Annotated in this window: 14 protein-coding genes; 12 read left to right on the forward strand and 2 right to left on the reverse strand. The window is 36.3% G+C overall.

Annotation, left to right across the window (positions count from 1 at the left end; translation table 11 throughout):
• Positions 1-5: 5 nt before the first annotated feature.
• From ACLRVU_RS00370 to ACLRVU_RS00405, 8 genes are all read left to right on the forward strand, one after another.
• Entirely contained in the window at positions 6-1,709 is a 1,704-nt protein-coding gene (locus tag ACLRVU_RS00370) for a phospho-sugar mutase (RefSeq protein ID WP_412890182.1), read from the forward strand.
• Positions 1,710-1,826: 117 nt separating this feature from the next.
• Positions 1,827-3,680 (forward strand): 1,4-alpha-glucan branching protein GlgB, encoded by a 1,854-nt coding sequence (glgB, locus tag ACLRVU_RS00375; RefSeq protein ID WP_412890183.1) that lies wholly within the window; start codon positions 1,827-1,829, stop codon positions 3,678-3,680.
• Positions 3,681-3,693: 13 nt separating this feature from the next.
• Positions 3,694-6,090, forward strand: a complete 2,397-nt coding sequence (locus ACLRVU_RS00380) for a glycogen/starch/alpha-glucan phosphorylase (protein ID WP_412890184.1) — start codon at positions 3,694-3,696, stop codon at positions 6,088-6,090.
• 53 nt (positions 6,091-6,143) lie between these two features.
• Entirely contained in the window at positions 6,144-8,246 is a 2,103-nt protein-coding gene (gene pulA / locus ACLRVU_RS00385; RefSeq protein WP_412890185.1) for a type I pullulanase, read from the forward strand.
• 348 nt (positions 8,247-8,594) lie between these two features.
• Complete coding sequence (locus tag ACLRVU_RS00390) at positions 8,595-9,719, forward strand: glucose-1-phosphate adenylyltransferase (protein WP_412890186.1); 1,125 nt, start codon at positions 8,595-8,597, stop codon at positions 9,717-9,719.
• Positions 9,720-9,738: 19 nt separating this feature from the next.
• Positions 9,739-10,848: a glucose-1-phosphate adenylyltransferase subunit GlgD gene (gene glgD, locus ACLRVU_RS00395; protein ID WP_412890187.1), complete on the forward strand. Its 1,110-nt coding sequence runs from the start codon at positions 9,739-9,741 to the stop codon at positions 10,846-10,848.
• Positions 10,848-12,275 (forward strand): glycogen synthase GlgA, encoded by a 1,428-nt coding sequence (gene glgA, locus ACLRVU_RS00400; protein ID WP_412890188.1) that lies wholly within the window; start codon positions 10,848-10,850, stop codon positions 12,273-12,275. Before glgD ends, glgA begins: the two co-directional genes overlap by 1 nt.
• Positions 12,276-12,327: 52 nt before the next feature.
• Positions 12,328-13,533, forward strand: coding sequence for an ATP-grasp domain-containing protein (locus tag ACLRVU_RS00405; RefSeq protein WP_412890189.1), 1,206 nt, complete (start codon positions 12,328-12,330; stop codon positions 13,531-13,533).
• A gap of 289 nt (positions 13,534-13,822) precedes the next feature.
• On the opposite strand, the gene ACLRVU_RS00410 is transcribed toward ACLRVU_RS00405, so the two are convergent.
• Positions 13,823-15,235 (reverse strand): glycoside hydrolase family 1 protein, encoded by a 1,413-nt coding sequence (locus tag ACLRVU_RS00410; protein ID WP_147552840.1) that lies wholly within the window; start codon positions 15,233-15,235, stop codon positions 13,823-13,825.
• A 377-nt stretch (positions 15,236-15,612) separates the two neighbouring features.
• On the opposite strand from ACLRVU_RS00410, the gene ACLRVU_RS00415 reads away from it, so the two are divergent.
• Positions 15,613-16,485 (forward strand): DUF362 domain-containing protein, encoded by an 873-nt coding sequence (locus tag ACLRVU_RS00415; protein ID WP_412890190.1) that lies wholly within the window; start codon positions 15,613-15,615, stop codon positions 16,483-16,485.
• Between the two features lie 40 nt (positions 16,486-16,525).
• Here the strand turns inward: ACLRVU_RS00415 and ACLRVU_RS00420 are convergent, their stop codons facing one another.
• Positions 16,526-17,209, reverse strand: coding sequence for a phosphoribosylaminoimidazolesuccinocarboxamide synthase (locus tag ACLRVU_RS00420; protein ID WP_147552845.1), 684 nt, complete (start codon positions 17,207-17,209; stop codon positions 16,526-16,528).
• 307 nt (positions 17,210-17,516) lie between these two features.
• On the opposite strand from ACLRVU_RS00420, the gene ACLRVU_RS00425 reads away from it, so the two are divergent.
• The 3 genes from ACLRVU_RS00425 to ACLRVU_RS00435 are packed head-to-tail and all read left to right on the forward strand — an operon-like array spanning position 17,517 to position 18,301.
• The gene (locus ACLRVU_RS00425; RefSeq protein WP_412890191.1) at positions 17,517-17,858 is read left to right on the forward strand and encodes a MurR/RpiR family transcriptional regulator; all 342 of its coding nucleotides are present in this window, start codon (positions 17,517-17,519) and stop codon (positions 17,856-17,858) included.
• 15 nt (positions 17,859-17,873) lie between these two features.
• Complete coding sequence (locus ACLRVU_RS00430) at positions 17,874-18,122, forward strand: SIS domain-containing protein (protein ID WP_412890192.1); 249 nt, start codon at positions 17,874-17,876, stop codon at positions 18,120-18,122.
• A 23-nt stretch (positions 18,123-18,145) separates the two neighbouring features.
• Positions 18,146-18,301, forward strand: coding sequence for a hypothetical protein (locus tag ACLRVU_RS00435; protein ID WP_412890193.1), 156 nt, complete (start codon positions 18,146-18,148; stop codon positions 18,299-18,301).
• The last annotated feature ends 118 nt before the right edge of the window (positions 18,302-18,419 follow it).

The raw sequence follows: 18,419 nt of genomic DNA on the forward strand, positions 1-18,419 counted from the left end.
ACGATATGGGTTATCAGGAAAAATACAATCAATGGTTAAGTTTTGAAGGATTAGATGAAAGTATGAAAGCTAATCTGAAAGAAATGGATGAAAAAGAAAAAGAAGATGCGTTTTATACTAATCTTGAATTTGGTACTGCCGGGATGCGCGGCATCTTGGGAGCAGGAACCAATCGTTTAAATATTTATACAATTCGTAAAGCAAACGTTGGGTTTGCTAAATATGTATTGACCTTGCCAAATGGTAAAGAACGTGGAGTAGCAATTGGATATGACAATCGACATATGTCATATCGTTTTGCAATCGAATCAGCAAAAGTATTAGCCACTTATGGAATCAAATCTTATCTTTTTGAAAGTTTGCGTCCGACACCGGAATTATCTTTTGCGGTTCGTCATTTAGGATGTGCCGGGGGAATCATGATTACTGCCAGCCATAATCCAAAAGAATATAATGGATATAAAGTATATGATGATACCGGATGCCAGCTGATCCCTGAATGGGCAGATCAAGTGGTAGATTATGTCAATCAGGTTGAAGATGAATTAAATGTTGAAGTATGCAGTGATGAAGAAGCTTATCCATACATCACTTATATTGGTGAAGAAGTGGATGAAGCTTACTATAAGGAAGTTATGGCGATTGAAATCAATCCGGGAATGGATAAAAAAGATTTCAAAATCGTTTTCTCTCCTCAGCATGGAACTTCAAATATCCCTGTCAGAACATGTTTGGAAAGATTGGGATATGATCTGATTCCGGTATTGGCACAATGTGCTCCGGATCCTGATTTCACAAATACAAAATCACCGAATCCAGAAGTAGAGGCTTCTTATGAATTAGCGATTAAAAAGGCTAAAGAAGTTGATGCGGATGTAGTCGTGATCTGTGATCCTGATGGTGACCGTTTAGGTGTAGTCGCTAAGCATGAAGGAGAATATGTACTGATGAGCGGTAATCAGTCTGCAGCCGTTTATTTGGAGTATATTTTAAGTCAATTAAAAGAAAAAGGAACATTGCCGAAGAATGCGGTCATGTATAATACGATCGTTACATCTGATTTAGGTGAATTAGTAGCAAGAAGCTATGGCGTTGACGTTGAAAAGACATTGACCGGATTTAAATTTATCGGAGATAAGATCAGAAAATATGAAAAGACTGGGGAAAAACAATTTGTCTTCGGATACGAGGAAAGTTATGGCTGTGTCATCAAGGACTTTGTTCGTGATAAAGATGCCATTCAAGCAGTTTTAACTGCGGCTGAAGCTGGAAATTATTATAAAAAGCAAGGAAAAGATTTAGTTGATGTACTAAATGCTCTCTATGCAAAACATGGAACGTTCAAGGAAACTCAGATTGCTTTATCAAAAGCAGGAGTGGAAGGGGCTCAGCAGATCAAAGATATCATGGCAGGTTTAAGAGCCAATGCGCCAGTTGAGATTGCCGGATATAAAGTAGTCAGCGTAGAAGATTATGAAACAAGTATCAAAACAGCAGACGGTCAGGAAACGATCATTGATTTGCCAAAATCAAATGTTTTGAAATACTATCTGGAAGATGGATCTTGGATTGCGGCTAGACCAAGCGGAACAGAACCGAAATGTAAATTTTACTTCTCAATTAAAGGAAACAACCAGCAGGATGCATTGGATAAGACAAATGTTTTCCACAAAGCAATGATGGAAATGATTGGTGAAACAGAATATTAAAATGCACAAAACGGGTCTTAAGACTCGTTTTTATTTATTTTGAAAACGCTATCATTTTAGAGTGAAATATGTTGAGTTATTTGTTATAATAGGACTATAGTTAAAGGGGGAAATTTTATGCTAGATGAATTTTTGATTCAGCTGTTCTATGAAGGACAGTGCTTGGAAGCATATAAAGTATTTGGCGCCCATCTTTGTAAAGAAGATGACGTCAAAGGAGTACGTTTTACTGTTTATGCACCTAACGCTAAAAATGTATTTGTCGTTGGTGAATTTAATGAATGGCAGCAGACGCATCCTTTAAAGAAAATGGGGGATGGAGGAATCTATTCAGGATTCGTTCCAAAGGCAAAAGCAGGACAGCTTTATAAATATTTGCTGATCGGTCCAAACGGACAGCATCTTTATAAGGCGGATCCATATGCGTGTTACAGTGAAGTGCGTCCGGGGAATGCTTCACGTATTTATGATTTGGATCGTTTTCGCTGGGGCGATAAGCGCTGGAGGGCAAAACAGGATAAGCATTTTGAAAAGAATCTGAATATCTATGAAATGCATATCGGCTCTTGGAAAATGAAGAAAGATTATACGGATGAAGAGGACGGAGAATTTTATAATTATGAAGAGATTGCCGAAAAACTGATTCCATACATAAAAGAAATGGGATATACACATATCGAATTAATGCCATTGTCCGAATATCCATTTGACGGATCATGGGGATATCAGGTAACAGGATATTTCAGTGCAACCAGTCGTTATGGAACACCTAAGCAGCTGATGAGCTTCATCAATCAGTGTCATAAAGAAGGGATCGGAGTCATCATGGATTTTGTCCCAGTTCATTTTGTCAAGGATGCTCATGGCTTAGCGATGTTTGATGGTGGGTGTGTCTATGAATATCCGGATTTAAATCGCCGCTATACAGAATGGGACAGCGTTTATTTTGATTTAGGACGCGATGAAGTCCGCAGTTTTATGATGTCTGCCATCAATTTTTGGATTGAATATTATCATATTGACGGAATTCGTTTTGATGCCGTCAGCCATCTGATTTTCTGGAAAGGCAGCAAAGAGATGGGAACCAATGACGGAGCCATCGATTTTATGAAACGTATGACGTATAAAATCAATGAACGTCATCCTAATATATTACTGATTGCCGAGGATTCGTCTGATTACCCGAAAGTGACGCGTTCCAGTGTGGAAGGCGGTCTTGGTTTTGACTATAAATGGGATTTAGGCTGGATGAATGATACTTTGAAATATATGGCATTGGATCCTTATTTCAGACAGCATGAACATCATTTAATTACATTTTCGATGGCTTATTTTTATAGTGAAAATTACATATTGCCATTTTCTCATGATGAAGTGGTTCATTCTAAAAAAACGATTATTGATAAAATCTATGGTACCTATGAAGAAAAATTGGCACAGCTTAAAACTTTATATATTTATATGATGAGCCACCCCGGTAAGAAACTCAATTTCATGGGGAATGAACTGGCAGAATATAAAGAGTGGGATGAAAAGAAATCACTGGGATGGAATATCTTATCTTATCCGGTGCATGATTCTTTCCATGAATTTATCAAAAAAATAAATGAAGTGGTAAATAACTATCCGGCGTTGTATCAAAATGATTACTATCAAGAGGGTTTCGAGTGGATGGTTGTCGATGATAATAAACAAAGCGTGTTTGCTTATGAAAGAAAAACACTGGAGGGACAGCATTTATTGATTGTGCTTAACTTTACGCCAAATGCTCATGCCTCTTATTGCATACCGGTGACAAAACCGGGAAAATATAAGGAAATATTAAATAGTGATAAAGATATTTATTCCGGAAGCAATCAGGTGAATTCACGACAGTTAAAAGCGAAAAAAGGCATCGTGTTAGGAAAGCCTTATTCAATTGATGTGAAAATAGCTCCTTATGCTGGAATAATCTTTGAATGGAAAGAATAGTGAGGAAATAAAGATGTTTAAAAATAAAGAAGAATTTAAAGCTGAGTTTACAAAAAGAATTATTGAAGGCTATGGTCGCCCTTTAAAAGAAGCCCATATCACAGAAAAGTTTATGGTTTTGGAAAAATTGATCCGTGATCAGGCTGCTATTAACTGGGCTTTGACGAAAGAAGAAGTACAAACCAGTCAGCAAAAACAGATGACTTATTTTTCAATGGAGTTTTTGATTGGCAGACTGCTGGTCAATAATATGATGAATTTAGGTGTTTATGATATCGTTAAAGAGGGATTGGCAGATTTGGATATTAATATTCATGAACTGGAGGAGCTGGAATCTGATCCTGGTTTAGGAAACGGTGGATTGGGTCGTTTAGCAGCTTGTTTCATGGACTCTCTGGCTTCTTTATCAATGCCGGGGCATGGAAATACCTTACGCTATCAATATGGCTTATTTAAGCAGAAAATCGTCGATGGCTATCAAACTGAAATTCCTGACCAATGGATGTCAATCGGGAATATGTGGGAAATCAGAAAGCCGAAGCATGCTGTGGATGTTCGCTTTTGGGGAAAAGTCATTTGGGATGACAGTACCGGACGCTTTAAACATGTCGATGCGGAATGTATTCGTGCCGTTCCTTATGATATGCCTATTATCGGGAATGAAACGACAGTAACCAATACTTTGCGCTTATGGGACGCTGAAGTCAGCACGAATATCCCGACCAACAAAGATTTTCGTCAGTATTCTCAGGAAGTTAACGAAATCTGTCAGAACCTTTACCCTGATGATTCTACCTTGGCAGGACGCACCTTGCGTTTGAAACAACAGTATTTCTTTGTCTCTGCGGGGCTGCAGGCATTGATTAAATCACATCTAAGAACGTATAAAACTTTAGATAATTTCCATGAAAAGAATGTTATTCAGTTAAATGATACTCACCCTGTACTGGCAATTCCGGAATTGATGCGTCTGCTTATTGATGAACATGATTATGACTGGGAAGATGCATGGGAGATCGTTTCTCATACAATGGCTTATACTAACCATACAATTCTATCAGAAGCATTGGAAAAATGGCCAATTGATACTATGCGTGCCTTATTGCCGCGTGTGTATATGATGATTGAAGAAATCAATCGCCGCTTCATCGGCTATGTAAAGGAACATGTGACAAATCCGGATGAAGTGTTTGACCATGTACTAATTATCAAAGATGGACAGGTTCATATGGCACATTTGGCGATTGTCGGAAGCTTTAGTGTGAATGGTGTGGCAGGGTTGCATACAGATATTTTAATTCATCAGGAAATGAAGGCTTTTGCTGAGCTTTATCCAAATAAGTTTAATAATAAAACGAATGGAATTACCCATCGTCGCTGGCTTGCTTATGCCAATCCGCAGTTAAAAGAACTGCTGCATGATACGATTGGCGATCATTGGATCAAGGAGCCGGATGAATTAGAAAAATTAATGGCTTATGTCGATGATCCGGAGATTCAAAAACGTTTCATGCAGGTGAAACGTGATCGTAAAAAGATTTTAGCACGCTATATTCAAAAGAATAATGGCATTCATGTCAATGTCGAATCCATCTTTGACATACAGGTAAAGCGTCTGCATGCTTATAAGCGTCAGCTGCTAAATGTTTTACATATCATTTATCTATATCAGGAAATGAAGCGCAATCCGGAATTTAGAATCTATCCGCGTACTTTCATTTTCGGGGCAAAAGCAGCACCGGCTTATTTCTTCGCTAAAAAAGTAATTAAACTCATTAACAGTGTTGCAGAAGTCGTAAACAGTGATTCGGAAACTTCAGATTACCTGAAAGTAGTCTTCTTAGAAAACTATGGGGTAACTTTAGCTGAAATGATTATGCCGGCAGCGGATGTTTCAGAACAGATTTCAACGGCTGGAAAAGAAGCGAGTGGTACCGGAAACATGAAGTTTATGATGAATGGGGCTTTAACTTTAGGAACATTAGATGGTGCAAATGTGGAAATTCATGAACGTGTTGGTGATGAATACTGTGAAATTTTCGGACTTACAGCTAAAGAAGTGGATGCATTACGTCAATCCGGTCAGTATAATGCCTGGGATTATTACAATAATAATATAAAATTAAAATTTGTGGTGGATTCATTGGTAGATGGAAGCTGGAGTGCATCACGTGAAGAATTTAGAATTATATTTGAAGAATTAATGAATTACAATGATGAATACTTCCTGCTTGCTGATTTTGATTCTTATATCAAAGCACAGCAAGATGTCGAAAAGAGATATTTAGATAAATCCGCATGGGCAAAAATGTGCTTAATCAATATCGCAAAATCAGGATTCTTCTCATCTGATCGAACCATCAAGCAGTATGCAGATGAAATCTGGCATATTATGCCAGTTGAAAAATAAAATTATAGAATGGAGGACTCCTCCATTCTAAGTTTTTAATAATAGGAGGCAGTATGGAAAAATCACTGATCTTTATGAGTGCCTATTTGGAACGCTTTAATGTGATTCATGTTCATGTCGCAAAACAATACTATGGAGGAATCATTGAGCAGTTCTACTTGAAGAATATGCTTACTCAGGAATTATCTTCTACACGAATTGTTTATGATTATGAAGAAAATGATTGGCATGTCTATCAGCTGATGGTAGATAATTTATATTTAGGAACACCCTTTACCATTTTAAACAATCATGGGCTAAGCTGTGCCTTAGAAACAAGAGGAATTGTCAACGATCCGATGTTTGATCATCTTTTTGCTTATGATGGAGATGATTTAGGACCGGCATATACAATAGAAGAAACAACTTTTAAAGTATGGTCACCGACTTCTCATGCAGTTAAGCTGCAGTATCAGTTAAACGGTCAGATGGAAACCGTAGACATGGAAAGACAGACACAGGGGGTTTATACAGTGACGCTCAAAAAAGATATGGAAGGAGCGCGCTATACGTATTGGACGTGCAATGGGGATCAGTGCTTAAAGACAACGGATCCTTATGCTTATGCAAGCACAGCCAACGGGGTAGAAAGTGTTGTGGTAAATCCGAAAAAATTCCATAAAATCTTAAAAATGTCTTTTCCTTTAAAACAAAAGACTGATGCTGTTATCTACGAGGTCAGCGTGCGTGATTTTACTAGTTCTAAAACGATTAAAAGCAAGTATCGCCGTCAGTTTTTAGGAGTGGTGGAAAAAGGCTTGGTGACTAAAAATAATCAGATTGCTGGATTTGACTATTTAATTGATTTGGGAGTGACTCATGTTCAACTCATGCCCATTTTTGATTTTGCAACCATAGAAGAGACAAAGCCGGATTTATTTTATAATTGGGGCTATGATCCAAGCCAAATCAATGTACCAGAAGGAAGCTACTGCACCGATTTAGGCGATCCTTACAGCCGAATTAATGAGTGCATTGATATGGTTAATCGTCTGCATCTTTCAGGACTGAGGGTAACGATGGATATGGTGGTCAACCATGTTTATGACGTCAACAGTTCAAGCTTAGAGCGATTAGTCCCGTATTATTATTTTAGAAATGATGATTTCGGTCATATTTCCAATGGTTCTTATTGTTCCAATGATATCAACAGTGAATGCTTCATGGTCCGTAAATATATTGTTGACATGTGCAGACGTTGGCAGAAAATATACGGCATGGACGGGTTCCGTTTCGATTTAATGGGTATTTTAGATATTGAAACCATGAATACAATTCAGCGTGTCCTTAGCAGCAAAGATCCTAACTGCTTGATTTATGGAGAAGGCTGGAACATGAATACGATGCTTCCGGATGATCACAAAGCCATGCTAGATAATCAGGCACAGATGCCAAAAATCAGTTTTTTTAACGACCAATACAGAGATATATTAAAAGGCTCTACGTTTACCAATGATCATGTACGGTTAGGATATTTAAGCGGGAATACCGATCTGTTTGATGAAGCACAGGCAGTCATCAGTAATCAGCATAAATTTACTTTGCCGGAACAATCGATCAATTATGTGGAATGTCATGATAATGCAACGATGTATGATTATTTAAAAGAAACACTGGATGAAAATGAAGAAATACGCTTAAAAAGACAGAAACTCTTGAATACAGCAGTGATTCTTTCCCAAGGCATTCCTTTCCTTCATTGCGGGCAGGAGTTTGCCAGAAGCAAGATGGGGGTGCATAATTCATTTAATTCACCCGATAATATTAATCAGGTAGATTGGGAAAGAAAAGACGAAATGATCGATCAGGTTTATTATGTGAAAAATCTGCTGAAATTAAGACGAAAAAATAGTGGCTTTCGCTATACCACCAAAGAAGAAATTGAAAAAAATGTGAAGATCAGTCATTTAAGTAATGGTGTGATGATCTATACCGTTTATCAGACTAAAGGTGAGTTTAAGCAAATTAAGGTTATCTTTAATCCAAAGACAGAATCGACATATTATAATTTAAGTGCTAAAGATGAAGTGATTATCACTACAGAGAATGCGATTAAACAAGAATATTCTAATCTTTTAATCGAACCGGTTTCAGTCTATATTATTGCACAACGATAAAACTGCTGTGAGAGCAGTTTTTCTTTTAATAAGCAAAATGGCTTTTTAGAAAAAAAGATTTTTGATGATGAGAAATTCTTTTTGAAAGAAGTCTGATAACGACAAGAAACTACAAATTCAGAACTAAACACACGATAGAATAAAAGATGTGTGTGTATCCTAAAATTAACTTTTGCCTAATGTTATTTTAGATTTTGTAAAATTATTTATCCTATATTTACAAATTAGAATAAATAATATTTTGTAAAAAAATAATTACAAAAAAAACATAAAAAGGGTGTAAAAAGATACGCATTTGTAGTATTCTATAAGTATAGAAAGCGTTTACAATTTAAGGGGGTAAAAATAATGAGTAGAGAAGTAGTAGCTATGATTTTAGCGGGAGGAAGAGGAACCAGACTAGAGGCCTTGACCGCTAAAGTGGCTAAACCGGCAGTATATTTTGGTGGTAAATATCGTATTATCGATTTCCCATTAAGCAACTGTGCAAATTCAGGGATCGACATCGTTGGGGTGTTGACTCAATATGAATCTGTATTATTAGGTTCTTATGTAGGTTCAGGGATTAAATGGGGACTTGACGGAACCAACTCATCAGCGGCTATTCTGCCGGCACGTGAACGTGGTGAAGTAGGAGCAACTTGGTATGAAGGGACAGCCGATGCCATCTATCAAAACATCAGCTTTTTAGATCAGTACGATCCGGAATATGTATTGATTTTATCGGGAGACCATATTTATAAAATGGATTATGCTTTAATGTTGGAAGCACATAAAGCAAGAGAAGCTGACTGTACAATCGCCGTATTAAATGTCACCTTGGAAGAAGCAAGCCGTTTTGGAATTATGAATGCTCATAAGGATGGGACAATTTATGAATTTGAAGAAAAACCGGCAAAACCTAAATCTACTTTAGCTTCAATGGGGATTTATATCTTTACATATCAGGAATTAAAGAAATACCTGATTGAAGATGCTAAAGATGAAAACAGTAAACATGACTTTGGTATGAATATTATTCCTAACATGCTGAAGGATCAAAAGAAATTATATGCTTATGAGTTTGATGGGTATTGGAAAGATGTTGGAACAGTAGACAGCTTGTGGCAGGCAAACATGGATTTACTTGCAGATAAAGAATTAGATCTATACAATTTCAAGAAAGATTGGAAGATTTATACGAGTGATACAACCAGCCATCCGCAAATCATTGGCTCTGAAGGAAAGGTAACCAATTCCATGGTTACTCAGGGATGCATCGTTGATGGAGAAGTATCTGGTTCAGTTTTATTTGACAGCGTGCATATCGGAGTCGGAGCTAAAGTTGTGGATTCAGTATTAATGCCTGGTGTATTAATCGAAGAAGGGGCAGAAGTCTATAAAGCAATTGTTGATGAAGGGGTTGTGGTGGAAGCCAACGCAGTCATCAATAAAGAAGCAAAAAAAGTCGAACTTGTTTCGGTGAATAAATAGGCATAGGGGGTAAAAGAAAATGGCAAAAGTTATAGGACTCGTAAATTTACATTCAGACATTGATTTTAAAGGATTAACAGAACGACGCCCGGTTGCATCTGTGAGCTTTTTAGGACGTTATGGTGTCATCGATTTTGTTTTATCAAATCTTTCAAATTCAAATATCGATAATGTCGGAGTATTGATTAAAGAAAAACCAAGATCATTATTTAAACATATGGGACTTGGTAATTCTTGGAATTTCAACTCTAAATCTGGGGGGATTTCATTATTGTATAATGAACGCTATGCAAATAATCCTCACTATAATCATGATATTAATAATATGATCGAAAATATTGCTTTCCTGCAAAAAAGCAAGGCTGATTATGTTGTGATTGCTCCTGAACATATCATCACTACAATGAATTATCAGGATGTGATTGAAGAACATGAAAAAACAGGGGCAGAAATCACTATGGTCTATCAGCATATTAATAATGCAGATCAGGCTTTCATCGGTGAACACTGCTTAGATATTAAATCAAAACGTGTTGTAGAAGTAAAAGAAAACAAAGGGAATCGAAAAGAAAGAAATATTTCATTAGATACGTATGTCATTAATTTAAAAACATTGATGAAGCTGCTGAATAAGGCACAAAATATTAGTGCGTTCTTCAATCTAAGTGATACGTTAGCTTATTTATGCGATGAACGTGAAATTATGGCTTATGAATATAAAGGATATGCTCGATGCTTAAACTCTATTGAAGCTTATCATAAATATTCTTTAGAATTCTTAGACTTGGATATCTTCAGTCAAGTATTTAAATCAAATTGGCCTATTTATACAAATACAAATGATACACCGCCATCAAAATACAAAAAGAATGCGCAGGTTAAAAAATCATTTATTGCCAACGGAACAATCGTTGATGGTACTGTAGAAGCAAGTATTATCGGACGTAACGTTGAGATCGGTAAGGGTGCAGTCGTGAAAAACTGTATCTTATTGTCTGGTTGTAAAGTATCTGCGGGATCACACTTAGAAAACGTTATTTTGGATAAAGAAGCACGTGTAGAAAAGCATAAAGAATTAATTGGAGATAAAGATTCACCACTTTATGTTAAAGAAGGGGATGTTGTTTAATGCATATCTTGTTTGCAGCAAGTGAATGTACACCATTCATAAAATCAGGCGGGTTAGCAGATGTTTTAGGATCTTTACCACAGTCTTTGCAGAAACTAGGTCATGACTGTACGGTTGTATTGCCTAAATATGCAGATATGAAAGGAACAGAAGAGCTAGAATATGTGACTCATTATGATATATATATCAGCTGGCGTAAAAAGTATTGCGGGGTTTTTAAATGTGTCAAGGATAATGTGACTTACTACTTCATCGATAATGAAGAATACTATGGTCGTCCGGGACTGTACAGCTATGATGATGATTATGAAAGATTTGCTTTCTTTGACTATGCAGTCTTGGAATTAATTTCTCATCTGCAGTTGGAGGTCGATATCCTGCATCTTCATGATTGGCAGACAGCCATGATTGCTCCGTTATATCGTGAACGCTATGCAATGCATCCTTATTATGATGATATTAAAATCGTCTTCACAATTCACAATATTGCTTATCAGGGAAAAGCAGATCCGAGAATTATTAACTCAATCTTTGGATTGCCGGATTATCTTTATGAAAATGGGAATTTACGCAATGCAGATTGCTTCAATATGATGAAATCCGCTATTCTTTATAGTGATATCATCACTACGGTTTCTCCAACTTATGCAAAAGAGATTCTGACAGATGAATTTGGAGAAGATCTTCAATATATTCTTCGTATTCGCATGAATGATCTTTATGGAATATTAAACGGTATCGATTATGTCGTTAACGATCCGAAAACAGATCCAAATTTGATTCAGTCATTTGATGTTGATACTATTGAATTAAAGGCTAAAAATAAAGTAGCTTTGCAAAAAGAATTAGGTCTTGTTGAAGATCCGGATATTCCGTTAATCGGTGTTGTCACACGTTTGACTTGGCAAAAAGGAATTGATCTTATCATCAATCGCTTAGATGAAATGATGAAACGAGATTTACAGTTGGTGATTTTAGGAGCCGGAGACTATCAGTATGAACAGGCTTTTGAAAGTGTTGCGAAGAAATATCCAGATAAATTATCTGTTAATCTAAAATATGATTTTGGTTTGTCTTGCCGTATATATGGATCTTGTGATATGTTCTTGATGCCATCTTTATTTGAGCCATGCGGATTGTCGCAGATGATGTCTATGCGCTATGGAACGATTCCTATCGTTAGGGAAACCGGTGGGCTGAAAGACAGTGTTCAGCCGTATAATGAATATTTGATGACCGGAACCGGGTTTAGCTTTGCTCATTACAATGCCCATGAAATGATGGAAATCATAGATTATGCACTACAGGTTTATCAGCAAAAAGACCAGTGGAAACAGTTAGTAGAAAATGCTATGAATGAGAAGCTGGACTGGGAAAAGAGTGCTAAAACATATGAAAGATTGTTTAATGATCTTTTAAATCGTTAATAAATGACTCCAAAGCTTATGCTTTGGAGCTTTTTAAAAGGGAGGAAATAAAATGAACGTTGTATTTATATCACCCCACTTTCCAACATATTTTTATAATTTCTGTGATCGTTTGAAAAAAAGAGGCGTTCATGTACTGGGAATTGGAGATGAAGTTTATGATCACTTATCATCACAAACAAAAGCATCATTGACTGAGTATTACCGTGTAGATCATTTAGATGATTATGAAGCCGTATATCGTGCCTGCGGCTATTTTATCAGTAAATATGGAAGATTAGATTGGATTGAATCTGAAAATGAATATTGGCTGGAATTAGAAGCGACACTGCGCAGTGACTTTAATGTGAATACCGGAACCAAGATTGAGCATATGGGAGAAATGAAATATAAATCCAAGATGAAAGATGTTTATCAGCAAGCTGGGATTCCGATTGCCCGCTTTCAGTTGCTTTATCACCATGATGATGCTTATGCCTTTACTGATCGAGTAGGATATCCGATTGTCGTAAAGCCAGATAACGGTGTAGGAGCGAGTAAGACTTATAAACTGGAAAACAGAGAGGAACTTGATTACTTTCTATCTACAAAAGATGATGTGCTGTATATTATGGAAGAATTTGTAAATGGACATGTTGAAACATTTGATGGTATTACAGATTCCAATAAAAATATTCTGATCTGTTCTAGTCATGTGATGCTTCATTCGATTATGGATACTGTTAATTTTGAGACAGATATGGCATTCTTCTCACAATCTGTGGAAGATAATGATATTCGCCGGATCGGTGAAAGGGTGGTCAAAGCATTTGATACACGAAGCCGTTTCTTTCACTTTGAATTCTTTCGTTTAGATGGAGATAAGGAAGGATTAGGTAAGAAGGGAGATCTTATAGGATTAGAGGTCAATATGCGTGCACCAGGCGCTTATATGCCGGATATGATTAACTATGCTTATGATGAAGATGTTTACTCAATATGGGCAGATATGCTGGTATTTGATCGCTGTTTCACTGTACCTCAAAGAAAATACTATGTTGGCTATGCATCACGCCGTCATGGCATCGATTATGCCTACAGTCACGATGAAATCATAGCGATGATGAAAGATCAGCTGCTTTTAGAAACTGAAATTGCGCCCGCACTAGCCGCCGCCATGGGGAATCATGCTTATTTATTTAGAACCGCCGATCATTATCATTTAGAAGAATGGGTTCGTACAATTCTGCGTCGTAAAGATGGAACAGAATGGTATTAAAAGAACTTATAAAAATGAATCTCAAAGTTTGGACAGCCAAATCAAAGAGATTCATTTTATTTTGGTCGAAACAACCTATTAGTATAATTAATGTATGACAAGAAATATTTAAATCGAGAATATCTTGCTAAGCAGAAGCTGCAGCAATTCAAATCGGATAATAAAAAGATTTAAACGTATATAAAAAGGATCAATCTCTGCAGCATACAGAAATTAATCCCATTTGATGTCTGAATTAAATAATCTTGTCATTCAATCTATAATTAGTTTAATTATAAAGGAATTTCAGTTAATCTTCTAAATCAGCTCCATTAGAAGCGATCACTTTTTTATACCAGAAGAATGAATCTTTACGAATTCTTCTCATATCTTTTAAATCAAACTCATCACGGTTAACATAAATGAAACCATAACGTTTTGTACATCCTTGATGTGTAGAGATCAAGTCAATGGCAGACCATGGAGAATATCCCATTAAGTCCACACCATCTGTGATGGCTTCCTGACAAGCTTTGATATGTTCTCTTAAATAATCGATACGGTAATCATCATGGATTTTGTCACCTTCTTCTAATTTATCAGGAACACCACAGCCATTTTCAGTGATTAATAATGGCAAATGATATCTTTCCCATAATTGTCTTAAAGTAACACGTAATCCAACCGGATCAATTCCCATTCCTAAAGAAGTTTGTTTTTGGTTAGGGTTTTGTACATTCTGAGCAATACCCGGTTCTGTCATTAGACCAACCATGAATTCAGCTTGACTTCCTTTAGCTTTTTCAATAGCTGCTTTTGCTTCTTCTTCAGAAATATATTTTACGGTTCCGCCACCATAGTAGTTGAAAGCGATAAAGTCAGGTTTTCCGTTTGCCAATGTTTCAGCGTCTCCTTCTTCAAAAGTAGGCGCCCATCCACGTTGAGTCAAATATTCCATGAACGCTTCAGGATATTTACCAAACACAGCGGTATCTAAGTACATACGATTTCTTAATTGATCATAATCCATTGCTGCCAATGTATCTTCTGGTGAAGAAGTAGCAGGATAAATGCAAGTAATATTTGGTGCAGGCGCAATTTTACCGTCTTTTACTAACTCATGACAAGCAATCATAGCTCTTGCCTGTGCCAGCAGCATATGATGGTTAGCTTGGTATTTATCTTTTTCACTTGGGTAAGGGAAGAAGATAACCATCATGTTTTGCTCATTGATAGTTAACCAGTGTTTTACACGGTCCCCATAGTTTTCAAAGCATACACGAGTATATCTTTCATAATCAGCGATACATTGTCTTGATGCCCATCCGCCATATTTTTCTTGTAGGGCTAATGGTAAATCGAAGTGATATAAAGTAACGACCGGTGTAATATTATATTTTAGTAATTCATCGATCAAGTTGTTGTAGAATTCGATTCCTTTTGGATTCACTTTTCCATCGCCATCAGGAATAATCCTAGGCCAAGCAATAGAAAAACGGTATTCTTTAAATCCCATTTCTGCCATCAAAGCGACATCTTCTTTATAATGGTGATAATGATCACTCGCTACTTTAAAATCAGTAGTTCCTTCTGGAATAGGAGCTGTCTCTTGTGTTGATAACCCTTTTCCATCTTCATCATAAGCTCCTTCTACTTGATAAGCAGAAGTACTTGCTCCCCAAAGAAAATCTTTAGGGAAAGGTTTTAATTTTAAATGTTCCATATCTTTCCTCCTATATAACAGTATAATTATACAATAAAATGTAAACGTTTGCACATCTTTTGTTGCATTGTCATTATTTCTTTCTAAGATTATTTAAAAGTACTTTTCAAATTTAACTTTTATGCTATAATTATTTTATAAAAGCGCTTACACTTTTCTAAAATCAGTGCAGTAGGGAGAGAATAAAGTGAAAAGAAAGTTATTAATTGTGGCTTGTCTCTTGATTATGGTCGTCATAATCAGTGGATAGGCTTCCTGATCCTATTTCGATATGAAATAGGATTTTTACTTTTTATAAAGGGATTGACATTAAAGTTAACTTTAATATTATAATAAAATTGTATAGAAAGATACTGTCATATAAAGGAGAATTAATAATGAAAAAATCAAAAGTTTATTTTACTCGTCAGATTACACCGGAAGCCATGATCATGATGTATGAAGCGATGGGCGTTAAACTGACCGGAAAAGTAGCAGTCAAAGTACATTCCGGTGAAGTAGGTAATCAGAACTTTATTCGCCCTCAATTTATGAAACCGATCATTGACCATGTACAGGGAACAATCGTGGAATGTAATACGGCTTATGAAGGAAAGCGAAACACAACAAAGGAACATTGGGAAACCATGAAGCTTCATGGCTGGACAGATATTGCAGAGGTGGATATCATGGACGAAGAAGGGGAAATGGAGTTGCCGATCAAAAACGGATTTCATCTGAATGTGAACTATGTCGGGGAACATATAAAAAATTATGATTCTATGCTGGTATTAAGCCATTTTAAAGGACATCCAATGGGTGGTTTTGGCGGAGCTTTAAAAAATATTTCTATCGGAATTGCCTCATCTCATGGAAAGGCGCACATTCATGGTGCCGGCGTAGCGGCAAACATTTGGAGTGCAGATCATAATGAATTTTTAGAATCCATGGCAGACGCATCAGAATCGATCGTACACTACTTTAAAGAAAACATTGTCTATATCAATGTCATGTGCAATATGTCAGTAGACTGTGACTGCTGTGCGGAAGCAGAAGATCCTGCTATTGCAGATATCGGGATCTTATGTTCAACAGATCCTGTAGCTTTAGATCAGGCATGCCTAGATAGGGTTTATGCAAGCCAAGATCCCGGAAAACCTCATTTATTGGAACGTATCGAATCAAGAAATGGGGTGCATACAGTAGAAGCAGCAGCGGCATTAAATATTGGGAGCCGTGACTATGAGCTAATCGATTTATCAGATAAATAGTTAAAATAAAAATCTGCGGAATTATTTCCACAGATTTCTTTTATTTATCTAAAATAATGTTTGTCAAGTCTACAGGCTCAACGATTTTTCCGTCTTTATAAACACGCATGTTACCAGATGCAATTTCATCAATTAAGATGACTTCATCATTGTTGTAACCAAATTCAAATTTGATGTCATAAAGATCAAGACCTTTTTTCTTAAGATCATCTGCTACTAATTTTGTGATTCTTAATGTTTGATCTTTCATGCTTGCAAATTGTTCTTCACTCATGATTCCAAGAGCAGCAAGTCCTTCGCTAGTAATCAATGGATCTCCTCTGTCATCATCTTTTAATGTCGCTTCTACGTAACCACCTTCTAAAGGTGTTCCGTCTTTAATATAATCCCCATAACGACGAATGAAACTTCCTGTTGCAACCAAACGGCAAATAACTTCAAGACCTTTACCAAATACTTTTGCAGGAAGAACTTCCATTGTTGCTTCATCAATGTTTGCTCCCACATAGTGAGTCTTGATTCCGGCGTCTTTTAAGATTTCAAAGAAATGGATAGAAGTTTCTAAGTTTGCTTTACCAATTCCATCGATTGTTAATCCAACTGAGTTTTCACCCGGATCAAAGACACCGTCTTTACCAGTACAATCATCTTTGAATTTCAACATAACATTTCCGTTATCTAATTCATAAACATCTTTAGTTTTACCTTCATAGACTTTTTTCATAATTTTCCTCCGTGTTATTTTATTGATTCTTGAACGTTGTTATTATATCATTTTTTTGATGAAATTCTACATTTTTATGCAAATTTATATGATAAAAGATAATTTAGTAGCGATCGCTTACGAAAATCACGGTTTTAGCAGGTAACCTTGCGTTAATAGCGGATCTGTGTTTAAATAAAAGTAGATAAAAGGGAGGCAATCTGCATGTTAATAGATGAGATATTAAGAGCGAAGGCGGGCTTTTCTCCTTTAGAGGTCACTCTCGCCGATTATTTGCTGGAACATTCGCAAGATATAAAAAAACAAAGTGCCTCGCTATATTGCTGAAAAGTTGTTTACAGCTCCTTCAACCATTGTCCGTCTCTGTCAAAAAATCGGTTTTCAAGGCTACAATCAATTTAGAGAAGCCTATCTTCAAGAACAGGTCTATTTATCTAAACATTTTGATCACCTTGATCCTAATAATCCTTTTGACTTTCAAGATAAAAGCATGGTGATTGCCAATAAGATGGGGGCTTTATATCATGAGATTATTGAAGATGTTTTGGCATTGCTTGATCATGATCACCTCCAATCAGCTATTCGCCTTTTAGAGGAAGCCGATTTTATTTATATATTTTCATTAGGAGTACAGTTAGATATTGCATAGACATTTAAAGATAAGATGCTTAAAATCGGCAAAAATATCATTACTGAAGAAAAAGCCGATGAAATGTTTTATCGCAGCAAATACTGTGATAAAAAGAGTGTTTTCATGTTAATCTCTTATTCCGGGGAAACAGAAACATTACTAAGAATTGCCAAACAATTAAAAAAACGTTATATTCCTTTACTGGCAATAACGACCTATGGTGAAAATTCACTTTTCAATACGCTGATTTTATATTATATGTGTCCAGCCGTGAAAAGCTGATTGACAATTTAGGCAGCTTCAGCATGAATTTGAGCGTTTTGTTCCTATTAGATATCTTATATGCTAATCTGTTTAATGAAAATCGTGAAAATCATTATAAAAAACGAGTGGATGCTTCTAAATCCTTTGAACAATACCGAACAACATATAACAGTTTATTAAAAGACAAAAAGGAATAGGGGGAACAGTTTTTCTTATCTTTGATACTAAATAAATGCAAGATACTGATTTCGGTTTTATTTAAAGCGTGCGTAGATAGAAGCAGACATTAGGAGCGTAAAACGATAGATTAGCTGA

It is taken from the genome of Beduini sp. (genome assembly GCF_047239305.1).
Classification (GTDB): Bacteria; Bacillota_I; Bacilli_A; order Erysipelotrichales; family Coprobacillaceae; genus Beduini.

Bases quoted from the DNA above. Each gene is read 5' to 3' on its own strand.
- ACLRVU_RS00370 (WP_412890182.1), top strand. From the start codon at position 6: ATGGGTTATCAGGAAAAATACAATCAATGGTTAAGTTTTGAAGGATTA.
- glgB (WP_412890183.1), top strand. From the start codon at position 1,827: ATGCTAGATGAATTTTTGATTCAGCTGTTCTATGAAGGACAGTGCTTG.
- ACLRVU_RS00380 (WP_412890184.1), top strand. From the start codon at position 3,694: ATGTTTAAAAATAAAGAAGAATTTAAAGCTGAGTTTACAAAAAGAATT.
- pulA (WP_412890185.1), top strand. From the start codon at position 6,144: ATGGAAAAATCACTGATCTTTATGAGTGCCTATTTGGAACGCTTTAAT.
- ACLRVU_RS00390 (WP_412890186.1), top strand. From the start codon at position 8,595: ATGAGTAGAGAAGTAGTAGCTATGATTTTAGCGGGAGGAAGAGGAACC.
- glgD (WP_412890187.1), top strand. From the start codon at position 9,739: ATGGCAAAAGTTATAGGACTCGTAAATTTACATTCAGACATTGATTTT.
- glgA (WP_412890188.1), top strand. From the start codon at position 10,848: ATGCATATCTTGTTTGCAGCAAGTGAATGTACACCATTCATAAAATCA.
- ACLRVU_RS00405 (WP_412890189.1), top strand. From the start codon at position 12,328: ATGAACGTTGTATTTATATCACCCCACTTTCCAACATATTTTTATAAT.
- ACLRVU_RS00410 (WP_147552840.1), bottom strand. From the start codon at position 15,235: ATGGAACATTTAAAATTAAAACCTTTCCCTAAAGATTTTCTTTGGGGA.
- ACLRVU_RS00415 (WP_412890190.1), top strand. From the start codon at position 15,613: ATGAAAAAATCAAAAGTTTATTTTACTCGTCAGATTACACCGGAAGCC.
- ACLRVU_RS00420 (WP_147552845.1), bottom strand. From the start codon at position 17,209: ATGAAAAAAGTCTATGAAGGTAAAACTAAAGATGTTTATGAATTAGAT.
- ACLRVU_RS00430 (WP_412890192.1), top strand. From the start codon at position 17,874: ATGCTTAAAATCGGCAAAAATATCATTACTGAAGAAAAAGCCGATGAA.
- ACLRVU_RS00435 (WP_412890193.1), top strand. From the start codon at position 18,146: ATGAATTTGAGCGTTTTGTTCCTATTAGATATCTTATATGCTAATCTG.